The sequence below is a fragment of the Sphingopyxis sp. BE235 genome, assembly GCF_031457175.1.
Taxonomy (GTDB): domain Bacteria; phylum Pseudomonadota; class Alphaproteobacteria; order Sphingomonadales; family Sphingomonadaceae; genus Sphingopyxis.
Window position 1 is genome coordinate 1,276,923 of the sequence record NZ_JAVDWC010000001.1, and the last position, 14,111, is coordinate 1,291,033.

General features: G+C 64.9%; 14 protein-coding genes. 7 read left to right on the forward strand and 7 right to left on the reverse strand.

The genetic code is table 11. From position 1 onward, the window contains the following. The first annotated feature begins 11 nt into the window (after nt 1-11). From J2X38_RS06000 to J2X38_RS06010, 3 genes are read left to right on the forward strand one after another with little or no spacing between them, the layout of a single operon-like run. Nucleotides 12-845: a PdaC/SigV domain-containing protein gene (locus J2X38_RS06000; RefSeq protein ID WP_310252226.1), complete on the forward strand. Its 834-nt coding sequence runs from the start codon at nt 12-14 to the stop codon at nt 843-845. 16 nt (nt 846-861) lie between these two features. After that, complete coding sequence (locus tag J2X38_RS06005; protein ID WP_310252228.1) at nt 862-1,797, forward strand: SDR family oxidoreductase; 936 nt, start codon at nt 862-864, stop codon at nt 1,795-1,797. A gap of 23 nt (nt 1,798-1,820) precedes the next feature. Then, nucleotides 1,821-2,003 (forward strand): DUF3008 family protein, encoded by a 183-nt coding sequence (locus J2X38_RS06010; RefSeq protein WP_037511241.1) that lies wholly within the window; start codon nt 1,821-1,823, stop codon nt 2,001-2,003. A 3-nt stretch (nt 2,004-2,006) separates the two neighbouring features. Here the strand turns inward: J2X38_RS06010 and J2X38_RS06015 are convergent, their stop codons facing one another. Continuing rightward, entirely contained in the window at nt 2,007-3,548 is a 1,542-nt protein-coding gene (locus J2X38_RS06015; protein ID WP_405053432.1) for a flavin-containing monooxygenase, read from the reverse strand. A gap of 189 nt (nt 3,549-3,737) precedes the next feature. Between J2X38_RS06015 and J2X38_RS06020 the strand changes: the two genes are divergently transcribed. From J2X38_RS06020 to J2X38_RS06030, 3 genes are all read left to right on the forward strand, one after another. Next, entirely contained in the window at nt 3,738-4,862 is a 1,125-nt protein-coding gene (locus tag J2X38_RS06020) for a DUF47 family protein (protein ID WP_197411378.1), read from the forward strand. Nucleotides 4,863-4,877: 15 nt separating this feature from the next. Beyond that, a complete protein-coding gene (locus J2X38_RS06025) occupies nt 4,878-5,891 on the forward strand; it encodes an anion permease (protein ID WP_310252232.1) in 1,014 nt (337 codons plus the stop codon). A 72-nt stretch (nt 5,892-5,963) separates the two neighbouring features. Then, a complete protein-coding gene (locus J2X38_RS06030; protein WP_310252234.1) occupies nt 5,964-6,425 on the forward strand; it encodes a DUF1579 domain-containing protein in 462 nt (153 codons plus the stop codon). Nucleotides 6,426-6,429: 4 nt separating this feature from the next. Here the strand turns inward: J2X38_RS06030 and J2X38_RS06035 are convergent, their stop codons facing one another. The 3 genes from J2X38_RS06035 to J2X38_RS06045 all read right to left on the reverse strand — a co-directional run bounded on the left by J2X38_RS06035 (nt 6,430) and on the right by J2X38_RS06045 (nt 10,386). Beyond that, the gene (locus J2X38_RS06035) at nt 6,430-7,908 is read right to left on the reverse strand and encodes a DUF4403 family protein (protein WP_310252236.1); all 1,479 of its coding nucleotides are present in this window, start codon (nt 7,906-7,908) and stop codon (nt 6,430-6,432) included. 371 nt (nt 7,909-8,279) lie between these two features. Next, complete coding sequence (rimO, locus tag J2X38_RS06040; protein WP_310252238.1) at nt 8,280-9,647, reverse strand: 30S ribosomal protein S12 methylthiotransferase RimO; 1,368 nt, start codon at nt 9,645-9,647, stop codon at nt 8,280-8,282. A 19-nt stretch (nt 9,648-9,666) separates the two neighbouring features. Then, complete coding sequence (locus tag J2X38_RS06045) at nt 9,667-10,386, reverse strand: alpha/beta hydrolase (protein WP_310252241.1); 720 nt, start codon at nt 10,384-10,386, stop codon at nt 9,667-9,669. Nucleotides 10,387-10,450: 64 nt separating this feature from the next. On the opposite strand from J2X38_RS06045, the gene J2X38_RS06050 reads away from it, so the two are divergent. Beyond that, a complete protein-coding gene (locus tag J2X38_RS06050; RefSeq protein WP_058536556.1) occupies nt 10,451-10,777 on the forward strand; it encodes a DUF423 domain-containing protein in 327 nt (108 codons plus the stop codon). 263 nt (nt 10,778-11,040) lie between these two features. Here J2X38_RS06050 and J2X38_RS06055 read toward each other — a convergent pair whose 3' ends face one another. From J2X38_RS06055 to surE, 3 genes are all read right to left on the reverse strand, one after another. Then, entirely contained in the window at nt 11,041-12,096 is a 1,056-nt protein-coding gene (locus tag J2X38_RS06055) for a potassium channel family protein (protein ID WP_310252244.1), read from the reverse strand. Beyond that, nucleotides 12,093-13,145, reverse strand: coding sequence for a M23 family metallopeptidase (locus J2X38_RS06060; protein WP_310252246.1), 1,053 nt, complete (start codon nt 13,143-13,145; stop codon nt 12,093-12,095). Before J2X38_RS06060 ends, J2X38_RS06055 begins: the two co-directional genes overlap by 4 nt. Before the next feature lie 149 nt (nt 13,146-13,294). Beyond that, nucleotides 13,295-14,059 (reverse strand): 5'/3'-nucleotidase SurE, encoded by a 765-nt coding sequence (surE, locus tag J2X38_RS06065; protein ID WP_310252249.1) that lies wholly within the window; start codon nt 14,057-14,059, stop codon nt 13,295-13,297. Between the last annotated feature and the right edge of the window lie 52 nt (nt 14,060-14,111).

The window sequence follows — 14,111 nt, forward strand, 5'->3', positions numbered from 1 at the left end:
GTTATGTCTGCATGACGACCAACGCATCCTGGCGAAATGCCACTTCGATCCTTGCCGGCGCGCTGCTGCTGGCGGGTTGTTCCGACGACAAGCCGACGAAGGCGGAAAAAGTGGCCGCCGCGTCGGTGCCCGGCGCGCCGTCCGGCGCCGCCGCCGACGAAGCGGCGAAGGATGCGCCCGCGTCGAACGTCACCGAAAGCAACGACCTGATCGAGTTCGTTTATGCTTATCCTAAAGAAGCCGCCCAGATCCCCGAACTCGCCAAGGCGCTCGACAGCGACCGGGAGGCGAAGCGTGAGGCGTTGATCGCCGCCGCGCAGCGCGACAAGGCGGCCGCCGAGAAAGGCGACTATCCGTATCGCGCGCATAGCCATCGCCAGACTTGGCAACGCGTGACCAGCACACCGCGTTTCCTCAGCCTCTCGGCCGAGATCGAGACCTATACCGGCGGCGCACACGGCATGCAGACCTTCGACACGCTGATCTGGGACCGCAACCGGCGCAAGCAGCTGAAGCCGCTCGACCTGTTTCAAAGCAGTGAGGCGTTCGACACCGCGATCCGCGAGCCATTCTGCGCCGGCATCAAGCGCGCGAAGGCCGCGAAGGGGATAATGGCCGACGAGGCGCCCGACAGCCCGTTCGGCAAATGCCCGCCGGCGTCGGCACAGACGGTGTGGCTTGGCTCTTCCGACGGCCGCTACCTCGACCGCATGACGATCGCGATCGCGCCCTATGAGATCGGTCCCTACGCCGAGGGAAGTTACAAGATCAACGTGCCGGTGACGGGTGCGCTCGTCAAAGCCGTGAAGGATGAATATGCGCGCGACTTCCTCCCCATCAACTGAACCGAAGGACAAGCTCATGGCGAAGCAGCCCAAAGCCGGCAAGGTTGGCGAAAGTGCGAAAGAGAAGAAGGGCAAGCGGAGCGCCGCGACGAAACTGCGCCACGCGGTTGGGTCGGGCAAAACGATCGCCAAGCCGCCATCCGACCGCGAAGCCGATCTTGATCGCGCGCCCAAGTGGGAGCCGCGCTATCCGGGCTCGGGCCGGCTCGAGGGCAAGGTCGCGATCGTCACCGGCGGCGACAGCGGGATCGGTCGCGCGGTGTGTGCGCTGTTCGCGCGCGAGGGCGCCGACATTGCGATCGTCTATCTCGACAACAAGGCCGACGCCGACGACACCGCGGCGATCGTCGTGGCCGAGGGGCGACGTGCGATCGCGATCAAGGCCGATGTCGGCAAGGCGAAGGCGGGCGAGAAGATCGTCGCACAGACGATCGACAAGCTCGGCCGGCTCGACATCCTCGTCAACAACGCCGGCGAACAGCATCCGGCGGCGGATATCCGCGACATCAGCGAGGACCAGCTGCAGCGTACCTTCGCCACCAACATCTTTGGCATGTTCTATCTGGTGCAGGCGGCTTTACCCCACCTCAAAAGGGGCGCGGCGATCGTCAATTGCACCAGCGTCACCATGTATCAGGGCTCAAAGGGTCTGCTCGATTACAGCGCCACCAAGGGCGCTATCACGGCCTTCACTCGCTCGCTCAGCGAAAATCTGGTGGGGAAGGGCATTCGCGTGAACGGTGTCGCACCCGGACCGATCTGGACCCCGCTGAACCCGCGCGGCGGCGCGCCCGCCGAGAAAGTGGCGACCTTTGGCGAGAGTACCCCGATGAAACGCCCCGGCGAGCCCAATGAAGTTGCGCCCTGCTTCCTGTTCCTCGCGTGCGACGACAGCAGCTATATGTCGGGTCAGGTGCTGCATCCCAACGGCGGTACGATCGTTAATGGCTAGCGGGGCGGGCAAGGAGAATTGCCATGCCAGCCAAATCGAAAGCTCAACAGAAAGCCGCCGGCGCCGCGCTCAGCGCCAAGCGCGGCGACACGCCCAAGTCGAAACTCAAAGGCGCATCGAAAGAGATGGCCGAGAGCATGACCGAAAAGCAGCTCGAGGATTTCGCCAAGGGCTCGACCAAGGGCAAGCCCGAGCATGTCGATTAGCGCTTATTCCGCGGCTTCAAGCTCCGCCGGAGCCGATGCCACGGTCGCTTGCGCGTTGGAGAAGGTCAGCACCCCGTCGGCAATCGCGCCGGTGCGCATGTCGATCCGGTCCTGCACATAATTCTGGCTGAGCCGCCAGGGCAGCGCGACCGTGCTCTTCGGCATGATGTGCAGCGACCGCTGGATATAGCCCGACGAGAAGTCGAAGACATTTTCCTCTTCGAGGCTCGACGGATCGGCGAGCGCGGGGGTCGCGACCGTGGTCCCGGTGTCGCGCATATGGTTGAGCACGCGGCAGACATATTCGGACACGATGTCGGCGCGCAGCGTCCAGCTCGCGTTGAGATAACCGAACACCGCCGAAAAGTTCGGCACGTTCGAGAACATGCACGCCTTGTAATAGAAATGGTCGTGCCAATCGACCGGCGCACCGTCGACGCGCACCGGAATCTTGCCCGCGACCGCGAGCTTCAGGCCCGTCGCGGTGACGATGACGTCGGCGTCGAGATGCTTGCCCGATTTCAGCTGGATGCCGGTCGCATCGAACTTCTCGATATGATCGGTCACGACCGACGCCTTGTCGGCTTTCATCGCCTCGAAGAAATCGGCGTCGGGGACAAGGCACAGGCGCTGGTCCCATGGGTTATAGGGCGGGGTGAAAGCTTCGGCGTCGTAGCGGTCGCCAAGGCTCTCTTGCAGCTTTTTCGTCAGGAACTCCTTGACCTTCTCGGGCTTCTCGCGCGCACGGCGAAAGGCGATGTCCTGTAGCCGGACATTCTTGAAGCGTGTGATCTTGTACGCGAGCGTCTCGGGCAGGAATTTGCGAAGGAAGTTGGCGAACGCGTCCTTGGCGGGCCGGATGAAATACCAGGTCGGGGTGCGCTGGAGCATCGTGACGTGCGCGGCTTCTTTTAACGACGGGACAATGGTGACTGCGGTCGCGCCCGATCCGATCACGACGACTTTCTTGCCCTTGTAATCGAGATCCTTCGGCCAGAATTGCGGGTGGATGATCTGGCCCTGGAAATCGTCGCGGCCCACGAACTGCGCGTCGAAGGGCTCGTCATAGTCGTAATAGCCCGAGCCGAGGTAGAGCCAGCGCGCGGTCGTGGTCGACCTCGCGCCCTCGCTGTTCTCCATCGTCACCGTCCAGCGCGCCGCTGCGCTGTCCCAGTCGGCGCCGACGACTTTGCTGTCGAAGCGGATGCGTTCGCGGATATGGCGTTCGTCGACGATGCGATTAAGATATTCGAGGATCGACGGCCCGTCGGCGATCGATTTTTCATGCTTCCACGGTTCGAAGACGAACCCGAGCGTGTGCATGTCGCTGTCCGAACGGATGCCGGGGTAACGGAACAGATCCCAGGTGCCGCCAAGCTGTTCGCGGCGCTCGACAAGGCCGAAGCTGCGGTCGGGAGAATTCATCTGCAAATGCACGGCCATGCCGATGCCCGAAATCCCCGCGCCGACGATCAGCACATCCTGATCGACCGGTGCAGCTTTCGCGTCCGCGGGACGTTCCGTCGTCGCCGTGCCTGCCATCATCCTGTCTCCCAACTATGTTTGATGGGTAGATTACGCACCGCGTTTCATTTTGCAATCGAATTGACGTTTACGGAAAGTGCGGCGGCGATGAAGCGTCCTTGTCGCTGTCACATTATTGTCATAGGGGCGTAACCTCTTTGTCACCCATGGCCTCGCGCGCCCGAAATCGCCGGAAAGGATGAAAGCCTCATGCGTCAGATCGCTGTCCTTCCCTATCGATTCGGCGGACCCGCGCAGGACGGGCCGACCGAAATCCTGCTGATCACGTCGCGCGAAACGAAGCGCTGGGTGGTGCCAAAGGGAAATCCGCTGACCGGCATCACGCGTCACGCCGCCGCCGCGATCGAGGCGGAAGAAGAGGCAGGGGTGATCGGTGCGGTGTGCCCGACGCCGATCGGCAGCTATGAATATCGGAAGCGCCGCGCTAACGGCGCGTCGATCATGTATAATGTCGAAGTCTTCCCGCTCGCGGTGACGAACGAGCTCGAAGACTGGAAGGAAATGGACGAACGCGACCGCAAATGGTTCTCGTTCCGCGACGCCGCGTCGGCGGTCGAGGAACCCGATTTGCAGGCGCTCATCCGCTCGTTCGGCGATGGCGGTTTCCGCGCCGTTGCCCAGCCGCGCGGGGTCGTCGAAAACGTAGCAGACAAGACAGGGGTTAGCTGGATGTTCGCATGGTTTCAGCGTTTGCTGCCGCGACAGGGAAATTTCTTCGAATTGTTCGAAAGTCACGCTGCGACGCTCGTCGCCGGGGCAAATGCCTTGTCGCGCATGTTGCAGGGCGGCGAGGGCATCGCCGACCATATCCAGGAAGTCATCGAGCGCGAGCATGACGCCGACGCGATCACCCGCGAAGTGCTCCAGACCGTGCGCCGCACTTTCCTCACCCCGTTCGACCGCAGCGCGATCACCGACCTGATCGCCTCGATGGACGATGCGATCGACGAGATGCAGAAGACCGCGGGCGCCGTCGACCTGTACGACGTCACCGAATTCGAACCCGAGATGCGCGACATTGCGGGCATCATCGTCGACGCGGCGCGCCTGACCGCGGAAGCGCTGCCGCTGCTTCGCAACATCGGCGCCAACGGCCCGCGGCTCCACGAGCTGACCGAACGGCTGGTGCGGATGGAGGGGCATGCCGACGAAATCCACGCCGCAGGGCTCAAGCGCCTGTTCCGCGAGCATGGCGAGTCGAACCCGACCCGCTTCCTGATCACGCGCGAACTCTTCCGCCATCTCGAGCGCGTCACCGACAGCTTCGAGGATGTCGCGAACGAAATCGACGGCCTGGTCATCGACCACGCATAAGCGGGGGCGTCCACCATGCACGAACTCGCTTTTCCCCTCCTCGTCGGCCTCGTCATCCTCGCGCTGGCGTTCGACTTCCTCAACGGCCTGCACGACGCCGCGAACAGCATCGCGACCGTCGTCGCGACGCGGCTGCTGCGGCCGGTGCAGGCGGTGCTGTTCGCCGCCTTCTTCAACTTCGCCGCTTATTTCCTGTCGGTCATCTTTCCCGAACTGCACAAGGTCGCCGAGACGATCGGCAAGGGGATCATCGACAAGGATCTGGTCACGCCAGCGGTCGTCTTCGGCGCGCTCGTCGGCGCGATGTTCTGGAACGTCGTGACCTGGCTCAAGGGAATTCCGTCGTCGTCGAGCCACGCGCTGGTCGGCGGGATCGTCGGCGCGGGCGTCGCGCATGCGGGGTTCGAGGGGATCGAATGGACGGGGCTCAACAAGACCGTCATCGCGATCTTCCTGTCGCCGCTGCTCGGCATGATGCTCGCGATGCTCGTGATGCTGGTCAGCAGCTGGGCGCTCCGCCGGTCGACCGCCAGTTTTGCGGAGAAGACCTTCCGCCGTCTCCACCTTTTTTCGTCCGCTGCCTATTCGATCAGCCACGGGCTGAACGACGCGCAAAAGACGATGGGGATCATCACCGTGCTCCTCTATTCGACCGGCTATCTCGGCGGCGAATTTCATGTGCCGCACTGGGTGGCGTTCAGCTGCTACATCGCGATCGCGCTCGGCACGCTGTCGGGTGGGTGGAAGATCATCGAGACGATGGGCGGCCGCATCACCAAGCTGTCGCACCATCAGGGCTTTGCCGCGTCGACCGGCGGGTCGATCATGGTGTTCACCGCCAGCCTGCTCGGCATCCCGGTTTCGACGACACACACGATCACCGGCAGCATCATCGGCGCCGGCGTCGCGCGCCGGACGACCGCGGTGCGCTGGGGCGTCGCGGGCAATGTTGTCGCAGCGTGGTTCATCACCATTCCGGCGAGCGCGGCGGTGGCGGCGGTCTTCTATGCGATCACTCGCCTGTTCTGAACCGGGCGGGGTTGCGTTTGAATGAGAACGTAATAAGAACGCTCCGCTTGATAAATAAGGGGAGCGTCCGTCATGGCCGGTGATTTCGATTTCCAGATTGGCAGCTGGCAGGTGAAGCACCGCCGCCTGAAAGAGCGGCTTGCCGGTTGCGACGATTGGGAGGAATTCGACGGGACCTCCGACATGCGGCCGATCCTGGGCGGCGACGGCAATGTCGAGGACAATGCCCTCCATATCCCCGGCGGAACCTACCGCGCGATCGCGCTGCGATCCTATGATCCGGTGCAAGGCAGCTGGGCGATATGGTGGCTCGATGCGCGCAGCCCGCATGCGCTCGACGTTCCGGTGATCGGCCGGTTCGAGGATGGCGTCGGCCATTTCTATGCCGACGACGTGCTGGGCGATCGGCCGATCCGGTTGCGCTTCATCTGGAGCCGCACCGACACCGCGACGCCGCGCTGGGAGCAGGCGATGTCGGCCGACGGCGGCGAAAGCTGGGAAGTGAACTGGACGATGGACTTTACCCGCCGCTGACCGATCACCGCGCCGGGCGATAATCGACGCTGGCGCCGCCGACCATCCGCACCGGCAGGTAGAGGCCGTTGCCATAAGCCTTGATCTCGCCGGTTTCGAAACGGTCGACGCGGGTGCGGATGACAAAGGCGCCTTCGCGCCGCTGGTCGACCGCCCGCTTGATCTTGCCTTGCAGCTTGCCGAGGTCGTTGGTGAAATTCTGGGTCAGCGCGTCGGCGATCAATGGCGCGAAACCCTCGCTGCGGCCAAGGAGGATGAGGAGGTCGCCGCCGACCCCGTTGGTGTCGCCGTTGATGACAAGGTCGGTGAAATGAACCTCGGCCGATCCCGGCTTGTTGGCCGGGATGGCGGTCATCCAGATGCGCCCGCGCGTCGGGGCGCCCGATCGCATCTCCAGCTTCGCCTCCACGTCGACGCCCACCGCGATCCGGCCGCCCTCCGCGCCGTAGATCGTCGACTTGCCGAATTTGACCATCATCGAGCCGAGTTTCGGCAGCACGAAAGGCCGCTGCGACCGCTTGGCGAGCGCGCGGTCGACCACCGGTTGAAGCTGCGCATAGTCGGCGATCACCGGGACGCGCACGTCGAGATGCGGTTTGGGGATTTCGCGGACCAGCCGCGGCAGCGGGGTCGGCGCGGGGTCGTTCGGCCGCCCCGAGACGAAGGTTTCGGTGATCGCCTCGAGTCCGAGGTTGAGGTTCAAGCGATCCCCCTCGATCCGGTAGCCGCCGTAGAGGATGCGCTGCGGCGTGACGCGCATCCACACCGGCGGATTCTCGCGGTTGAGTTCGAGCGATGTGAAGCTCTGCCGCCACACGTCGGCCGCCTGTTTGCGGATGTCGATCTTCGCGATCTCGCGCGTCACCTCGCGCTCGACGCCCGCCACGACGGGTTTCAGCTTCGCGTCGGCCTGATCGGTGAAGGTGATCCGGCGCCCGAGAAAATCGATGCCCGGCGCCTTGGTCCAGCCATAGGTGATGCGCGCCTTGCCCTCTGTGCGCCAGTCGGGGGTGAGCTCGATGCGGATCCGCGCATGCGCCATCGCCGCGCCCGTCGCGGTCTCGCCCTTCAGCACCCCGCCAACGTCGCGCGCGGCGATCGTGGCCCGAAGCGGCACGTCGACGACGATCTCGCTCCCGTCGCCGCGCAGCCGCAGCGGCCCGCGCGTCACCTGGCCGACGATCGTGCAGGCGATCGGCGGGGTGACCTTGACCTTCTTGCCGAAGACTTTCACCCGCTGCGGCTGGACGCAGGCGCGTTCGCGCTGGTTGATCGTCCACAGCGTCTTGGGCACCGCGCGTTCGAGCGCCTGCTTGAGCGAGGCGGTGTTGGCGTTGATCGGCACCGCGATCAGCGATTTCTGCGTCGGGGAGGGCGCTTTGTCGGTCGCGCGCGGCGGCGCTTCGACGTCGGTGCGGCGGTCGCAGCCGGTGAGCGCGGTGGACAGCAGCAATGTGGCGGTCGCCAGCTGGACTATTCGCATGCGGTGCCCCCTGATGCGGTATCTGCTCTTTATAACATCGGATATGTTAAGCCGTTCCTTGCGAAAAAGCCTGGAACGAAAAATGGCGGAAAACTGCGCAACTTCACACTGAAGGCACCTTCGGTGCAAATTCTGTACTACCAAGCCTCGTCACCCCGGACTTGATCCGGGGTCCCGCTGAGCGACGTTGAAAAGCGGGACCCCGGATCAAGTCCGGGGTGACGAAGGAGGGGGAGTGGGGGCTTGTCGCCGAAAGCGAAGAAAACTGCGCAACTTTACGCTGGATTCGCTGTATCGTGCGGCGTTCCGAGGTCATTCCGCAAGGCTATGCGAGCCAAATAATGTAGGACAGCGATTTTTCGCAGGTGGCGCTACGCGACCACCCCGAACAGATCATGCTCGTCGGCATCCTCGATTGCGACATCGACGATGTCGCCGGCCTTCAGCGTCGCCGCGACGTCGCGGAGGTAGACGTGGCCATCGATCTCCGGCGCATCCGCCTGTGAGCGCCCCGTTGCGCCGATGCTACCGTCCTCGTCGGCCTCGCCGACCTCGTCGATGATCACCGGCAGCGTGCGGCCGATCTTGGCTTCGAGTTTCGCGGCGCTGATCGCGGCGGTCTTGTCCATGATGCGCTGGTAGCGCTCTTCCTTGACCTCTTCGGGGACCTGATCGTCGAGGGCGTTGGCCTGCGCGCCCGCAACGGGTTCGAAGCGGAAGGCGCCGACGCGGTCGAGCTGCGCTTCGTCGAGCCAGTCGAGGAGATATTGGAAATCGGCCTCGGTCTCGCCGGGGAAGCCGACGACGAAGCTCGAGCGGATCGAAATGTCGGGGGCGATCGCGCGCCAGCTTTTCAGCCGTTCGAGCACCTTCGCTTCGTTCGCGGGGCGCTTCATGCGCTTGAGGACGCTCGGCGCCGCGTGCTGGAAGGGGATGTCGAGATAGGGCGTCAGCAGCCCTTCGGCCATCAGCGGGATCACCGCGTCGACATGCGGATAGGGGTAGACATAGTGGAGGCGCACCCATGGGGCGCGGCCTTCGCTCGTCTGGAGCTGGCCGAGTTCGCGCGCGAGGTCGGTCATGTGCGCACGGACTTCGCGGCCATGCCACGGACGCGGGTCGTGGCGGATGTCGACGCCGTAAGCCGAGGTGTCCTGGCTGATCACCAGCAGTTCCTTGGTGCCCGCGGCGACGAGCTTTTCGGCCTCGCGCAGCACCGCGTCGATGCGGCGGCTGACGAGTTTGCCGCGCAGGTCGGGGATGATGCAGAAGGAGCAGCTGTGGTTGCAGCCTTCGCTGATCTTCAGGTAGCTGTAATGGCGAGGGGTGAGCTTCAGCCCGCCCTCGGGAACGAGGTCGACGAACGGACCCTGCGTCGGCGGCGCGGCGTCGTGGACGGCGTCGACGACCTGCTCATATTGATGCGCGCCGGTGACCGCGAGCACGTTCGGGAAACGCGCGCGGATGACGTCGGCCTCATTGCCCATGCATCCGGTGACGATGACGCGGCCATTCTCGGCCATCGCTTCGCCGATCGCCTCGAGGCTTTCTTCCTTCGCCGAGTCGAGGAAGCCGCAGGTGTTGACGAGCACGACGTCGGCGCCCGCATAATCGGGCGACAGACCATAGCCATCGGCGCGGAGCTTGGTCAGAATCCGTTCGCTGTCGACGAGTGCCTTGGGGCAGCCGAGCGAAACCATGCCGACCTTCGGCTGGGTGGGGAGGGTTTTGACTGTCATGATTGGCGGCGCCCCTAGTCTATTTTTCGGGGTTTGTCACGCCTGCCAATGTGTCGGCGACGATTCGCCACACGCGCGGGTTGATGCCGAGGCCCAGATGCGTGCTGTCGACTTTGATGTTCCGCGCCTGCGGATTGTAGATGTCGACCGCGATGTCGGGGCCGACGATGCCGTCGCGGTCGGAGTAGATGATGGTGAGCGGCTGCGTCAGCCCTTTGACGTTGCGGGCGTGGATTTCGCGTTCGATCGCGTCGACGTCGCGGCCGGCGAAGCGCTGTGCGAGCGCGGTATATTTGGGGCCGCCGATGATCGGCGTGCCCATCGTGATGATCTCGCGGACAAGGTGCGGGTAGGCGCGCGCGGTTTCGCGGGCGATGACGCCGCCGAGGCTCCAGCCGATCAGGGTGAGCGGCGCGCCGTCGGCCTTGACCCATGCGGCGGCTTGGCTCGCGAAGCGTTCGACGTCGGCGGCGACGCGGCCCTGGTTGCGGCCCATGCCCCAGTCGCGGACATGATAGCCGAGGTGGCGGAGATACGCCTCCAGGGGCCGCATCGATAATTCGCTCGCGCCATAGCCGGGGAGGAGGGCGACCGGGCGCCCGTCGCCGCGCGGCGCTCCAATCAGGTGATAGCCCGACAGGCCATAGCGCAGCATGTCGAGCGGCAGGGCCAACTCGCCGAGCGTCGCAAGGCGGCTCGGCGGCTTCAAATCCGTAGGAAGCGGGGTGTCGCGGGGCATCGCCTTCTCCCTCCTGTCGCCCTATAGCTCGCCGCATCGGCACGGCATTGCAAGGGTGGTGAACATGATTGGCGTATTCGCAGCGATTTCGGCGGCGGTGGCCGTGGCGGCGGGCGCGTTCGGCGCGCATGGTGCGGCGGGACCGCAGGAGGCCGAATGGCTGCGCACCGGCGGGCTGTACCAGCTGATCCACGCGGTCGCGGCGATCGCGATCATGGGCACCGCGCGCGGACCCGCGATCATGCTGCTCGTCGGCGCGGCGCTGTTTGCGGTCACGCTTTATGCGATGGCGCTCGGCGGGCCGCGGTGGCTGGGGGCGGTGACACCGATTGGCGGGACGTTGCTGATTGTCGGCTGGCTCTGGGCCGGCTGGCTTTACTGGCGGGGTTAGGGTCAGAACCGGCTAAAAGCGCGATCGAGGCGTCGAAATGGCGAAGATATCGGGTTCGGGTGGCCGCCGCGGGTAGCACCGCTACCCGCAAGGCTGCACGAGCCCGAGATTGAAGCCATTTCGGCGTCCCTTCGGGATTTGACCGATTTTGTCCATTGCTTCGTCGGCAAGCCTTGAACCATCGACATGGTCCTGCGCCTTGCCTCCTCGCACTGAACAAAATCGCTTCAAACCTCGAACGCACTTTTAGCCGGTTCTGACCCTTAGTCGGCTTCGCAGGTTTCGCTGTTGACGACCTCGACGATCATGTCGCCCGCCTGCAGCTTGCTCGCTTCGTCTTCCCAGAAACCATAGGGTTTGCCGCCGCGATAGATGCGCAGGCCGCGCCCGCCGCTCGCGAGTTGATCGAGGCTTTTGCCGATTTCTTCGCCGCGGACCGGGCGTTCGCGCAGCTGCACCTTGCCGCCGATCGCGGCAAGGTCGGCCATATAGTCGGCGACATGTTCGCCCTGCGCCGAACCCGCGAGGAGCAGGCCGGTGAAGCTGACCGGGTTGATGACGTTCGTCGCCCCCGCCTGGCGTGCGAGCAGTTCATTGTCCTGCGCGCGGATAACGACGCTGATCGGGACATTCGGGGCAAGATGACGGACGGTGAGCACGATGAGGATCGAGCTGTCGTCGCGTCCCGCCGAAACGAGGACGGTGTGCGCCTTGGCGATCTGGACGTCGATCAGCGTGTCGTCGTTCGACGCGTCGCCCTGAAGCACGTTACAGCCGACCGCCTCGGCCGCCTGGATGCGCGGGCCCGACTGGTCGATCACGACGATGCACGCGGGGTCGGTGCCGCGCGCGATGAGTTCGCGAACCGCCTCCGCGCCGCTGGTGCCGTAACCGAGCACGACATAATGATCGGTGAGCTTTGCCTGGATGCGGGCCATACGCCATTTTTCCCATGTGCGTTTGAGGACGAAATTATAGGCGGTGCCGACGAAGATGAAGAGCACCATGATGCGGATCGGGGTGACGATCACCGCCTCGATCAGGCGCGAGCGGTCGGACACCGGCGCGATATCGCCAAAGCCCGTCGTGGTGACCGAGATCATCGTGAAATAAACGACGTCGAGGAAGCTGATCTGGCCGTCGTGGCTGTCCTTCAGCCCCGCGCGGTCGACCCAGTGGACAAGCACGACGATCGCGATCAGGGAGAAGGCGACGCCGAGCCGTGTGATGACATCGGCCCAGATCGGCCATTTGCTCGCGCGCTTCAGCGGGCGAAAGATGTGCGGCATTTTCAGCTTGTCGGAGGGCCGACGGCTCATCGGGGCGGCAACTGCTTCATCGGATCGACTGGTATGCGATTTTTGCGCAGCTGGAAATGGAGTTGCGACGTCTGGACCTGTCCGGTCGCGCCGGCGCGGCCGATGACGTCGCCCATGCGAACGCTCTGGCCGCGCTTGACGTCGATCCGGCCCGCGTGGCCATAGGCGCTGACCCAGCCGCCGCCGTGGTTGATCAGGATCAGCCCGCCATAGATGCCGACCTGGTCGCCGGCATAGGCGACGACGCCGCCCGCGGTCGCGCGGATCGGAGTGCCCGCCGCGGCGGCGATGTTGATGCCGTCACTGACCCTGCCCGGCGCGATCGGCCCGAAGCGCGCGAGGATCGGCCCATTGAGCGGCCATTCGAAGCGGCCGGCGAAATAGGCGGGCTCGGCGATCGCGGTGGTGACGGGCGGGCGCGGGGTGGCGCTGCCAGCGGTCGGTCGGGCCGCTTCGGCGAGCGCGGGTTGGCTGCCCGTCAGGATGTCATCGATGTTGAGGCGGAAAGCGGCGGCGCGCGCGCCGACATCGACCGGACCGCGCGGAAGGACGCGCGCGTCGGAGGGCAGGCGGAGCCGCTGGCCGACGCGCAATATATAGGGTTCGGACAGCGCGTTGATCGTGATGATCTCACCCCAGTCGGCGTCATAAGCCGCGGCGATGCCGATCCCCGTCTCGCCCGCGCCGACGCGGTGATAGAGGCCGGCGGGGATGCGCAGCTCTTGCCCGAAGCGGAGCGCATAGGGCGGCACAAGGTCATTCTCGATCGCGAGCGCCTCGGAACCCGCGCCGGTCATTTCGCCGACCGCGCGGAGCGTGTCGCCGGGGCGGACCGAATAGACGCCTGCATTCACGCGGACAGCGTTGGTTGTGACCGGCTTGAGCGTCCAGGTCGGGCGCTCATAGACACCAGTCGCTTCGCCGATCGGGCGGCGTTCGAAGTCTGGTGCCGGAACGGGCGGCGAAGGCGGAGCGGGTGTCGCCGGAATGCAGCCGGCGAGCGATGCAGCGCACAGTAAGGCCGCGATATGATGTCTGAAATCCCCCATGCGCTCCCTTTGCCAAAGCAAAGCGGCGGTGGCTAGACTTCTGTCTCGGGATGAGACGGAATTCCCACTTTCGTCATTCCCGCGAAAGCGGGAACCCGGTCCGGCGTTGCTGCTGGGTTCCCGCTTTCGCGGGAATGACGAATGGTTTTTTACGCGCCGTACGCACCGCGCAACGCGGCGAGCGAGGCGTCGTGGGTCAGGTCGAGCTGGAGCGGGGTGACCGAGATATAGTTGTCGTCGATCGCCTCGAGGTCGCTGTCGTGGCCGAGGCTGTGTTCGATACCGTGAAGCCCGAACCAGAAATAGCGATAGCCGCGCGGGTCGGTGCCCTCGACGATCGAGCCGCGGCCATAGTCATGGAAGCCCTGCCGCGTGACGCGGATGCCCTTCACCTCTTCGGCGGGGATCGCGGGGAAATTGATGTTGATCAGCGTGCGCGGCGCCATCTCCATGGCGAGGAGCGGGCGCAGCGCTTTCGCGCCCCACGCTGCGGCGGCTTCGAAGGGCACGCTGTCGCCCATGCCTTCCTTGGCATAAACCTGGCTGAGCGCGATCGAAGGGATTCCCGCGAGCGCGCCCTCGATCGCCGCCGAGACGGTGCCCGAATAAGTGACGTCGTCGCCGAGGTTGGCGCCGCGGTTGACCCCCGACAGGATCAGGTCGGGCTTTTCGGGCATCAGCTTGCCGATCGCCATCATCACTGAATCGGTCGGCGTGCCGCTGCACGACCAGCGGCGCTCTTCGTGCTGGCGGATGCGCACGGGGCGCGAGAGGGTGAGCGAGTGGCCGGCGCCCGACTGTTCCTCGGCGGGGGCGCAGACCCAGATGTCGTCCGAAAGCTCGCGCGCGATCGCTTCGAGCACCGCCATGCCGGGGGCGTGATAGCCGTCGTCGTTGGTGAGGAGGATGCGCATTCGGACTCTTTCTCTCTTCGTCACCCCGGACTTGATCCGGGGTCCCGCTTTT

Bases quoted from the DNA above. Each gene is read 5' to 3' on its own strand.
- J2X38_RS06030 (WP_310252234.1), top strand. From the start codon at position 5,964: ATGGCCGGTGATTTCGATTTCCAGATTGGCAGCTGGCAGGTGAAGCAC.
- J2X38_RS06035 (WP_310252236.1), bottom strand. From the start codon at position 7,908: ATGCGAATAGTCCAGCTGGCGACCGCCACATTGCTGCTGTCCACCGCG.
- surE (WP_310252249.1), bottom strand. From the start codon at position 14,059: ATGCGCATCCTCCTCACCAACGACGACGGCTATCACGCCCCCGGCATG.
- J2X38_RS06050 (WP_058536556.1), top strand. From the start codon at position 10,451: ATGATTGGCGTATTCGCAGCGATTTCGGCGGCGGTGGCCGTGGCGGCG.
- J2X38_RS06010 (WP_037511241.1), top strand. From the start codon at position 1,821: ATGCCAGCCAAATCGAAAGCTCAACAGAAAGCCGCCGGCGCCGCGCTC.
- J2X38_RS06000 (WP_310252226.1), top strand. From the start codon at position 12: ATGACGACCAACGCATCCTGGCGAAATGCCACTTCGATCCTTGCCGGC.
- J2X38_RS06045 (WP_310252241.1), bottom strand. From the start codon at position 10,386: ATGCCCCGCGACACCCCGCTTCCTACGGATTTGAAGCCGCCGAGCCGC.
- J2X38_RS06005 (WP_310252228.1), top strand. From the start codon at position 862: ATGGCGAAGCAGCCCAAAGCCGGCAAGGTTGGCGAAAGTGCGAAAGAG.
- J2X38_RS06025 (WP_310252232.1), top strand. From the start codon at position 4,878: ATGCACGAACTCGCTTTTCCCCTCCTCGTCGGCCTCGTCATCCTCGCG.
- J2X38_RS06055 (WP_310252244.1), bottom strand. From the start codon at position 12,096: ATGAGCCGTCGGCCCTCCGACAAGCTGAAAATGCCGCACATCTTTCGC.
- J2X38_RS06060 (WP_310252246.1), bottom strand. From the start codon at position 13,145: ATGGGGGATTTCAGACATCATATCGCGGCCTTACTGTGCGCTGCATCG.
- rimO (WP_310252238.1), bottom strand. From the start codon at position 9,647: ATGACAGTCAAAACCCTCCCCACCCAGCCGAAGGTCGGCATGGTTTCG.
- J2X38_RS06015 (WP_405053432.1), bottom strand. From the start codon at position 3,548: ATGATGGCAGGCACGGCGACGACGGAACGTCCCGCGGACGCGAAAGCT.
- J2X38_RS06020 (WP_197411378.1), top strand. From the start codon at position 3,738: ATGCGTCAGATCGCTGTCCTTCCCTATCGATTCGGCGGACCCGCGCAG.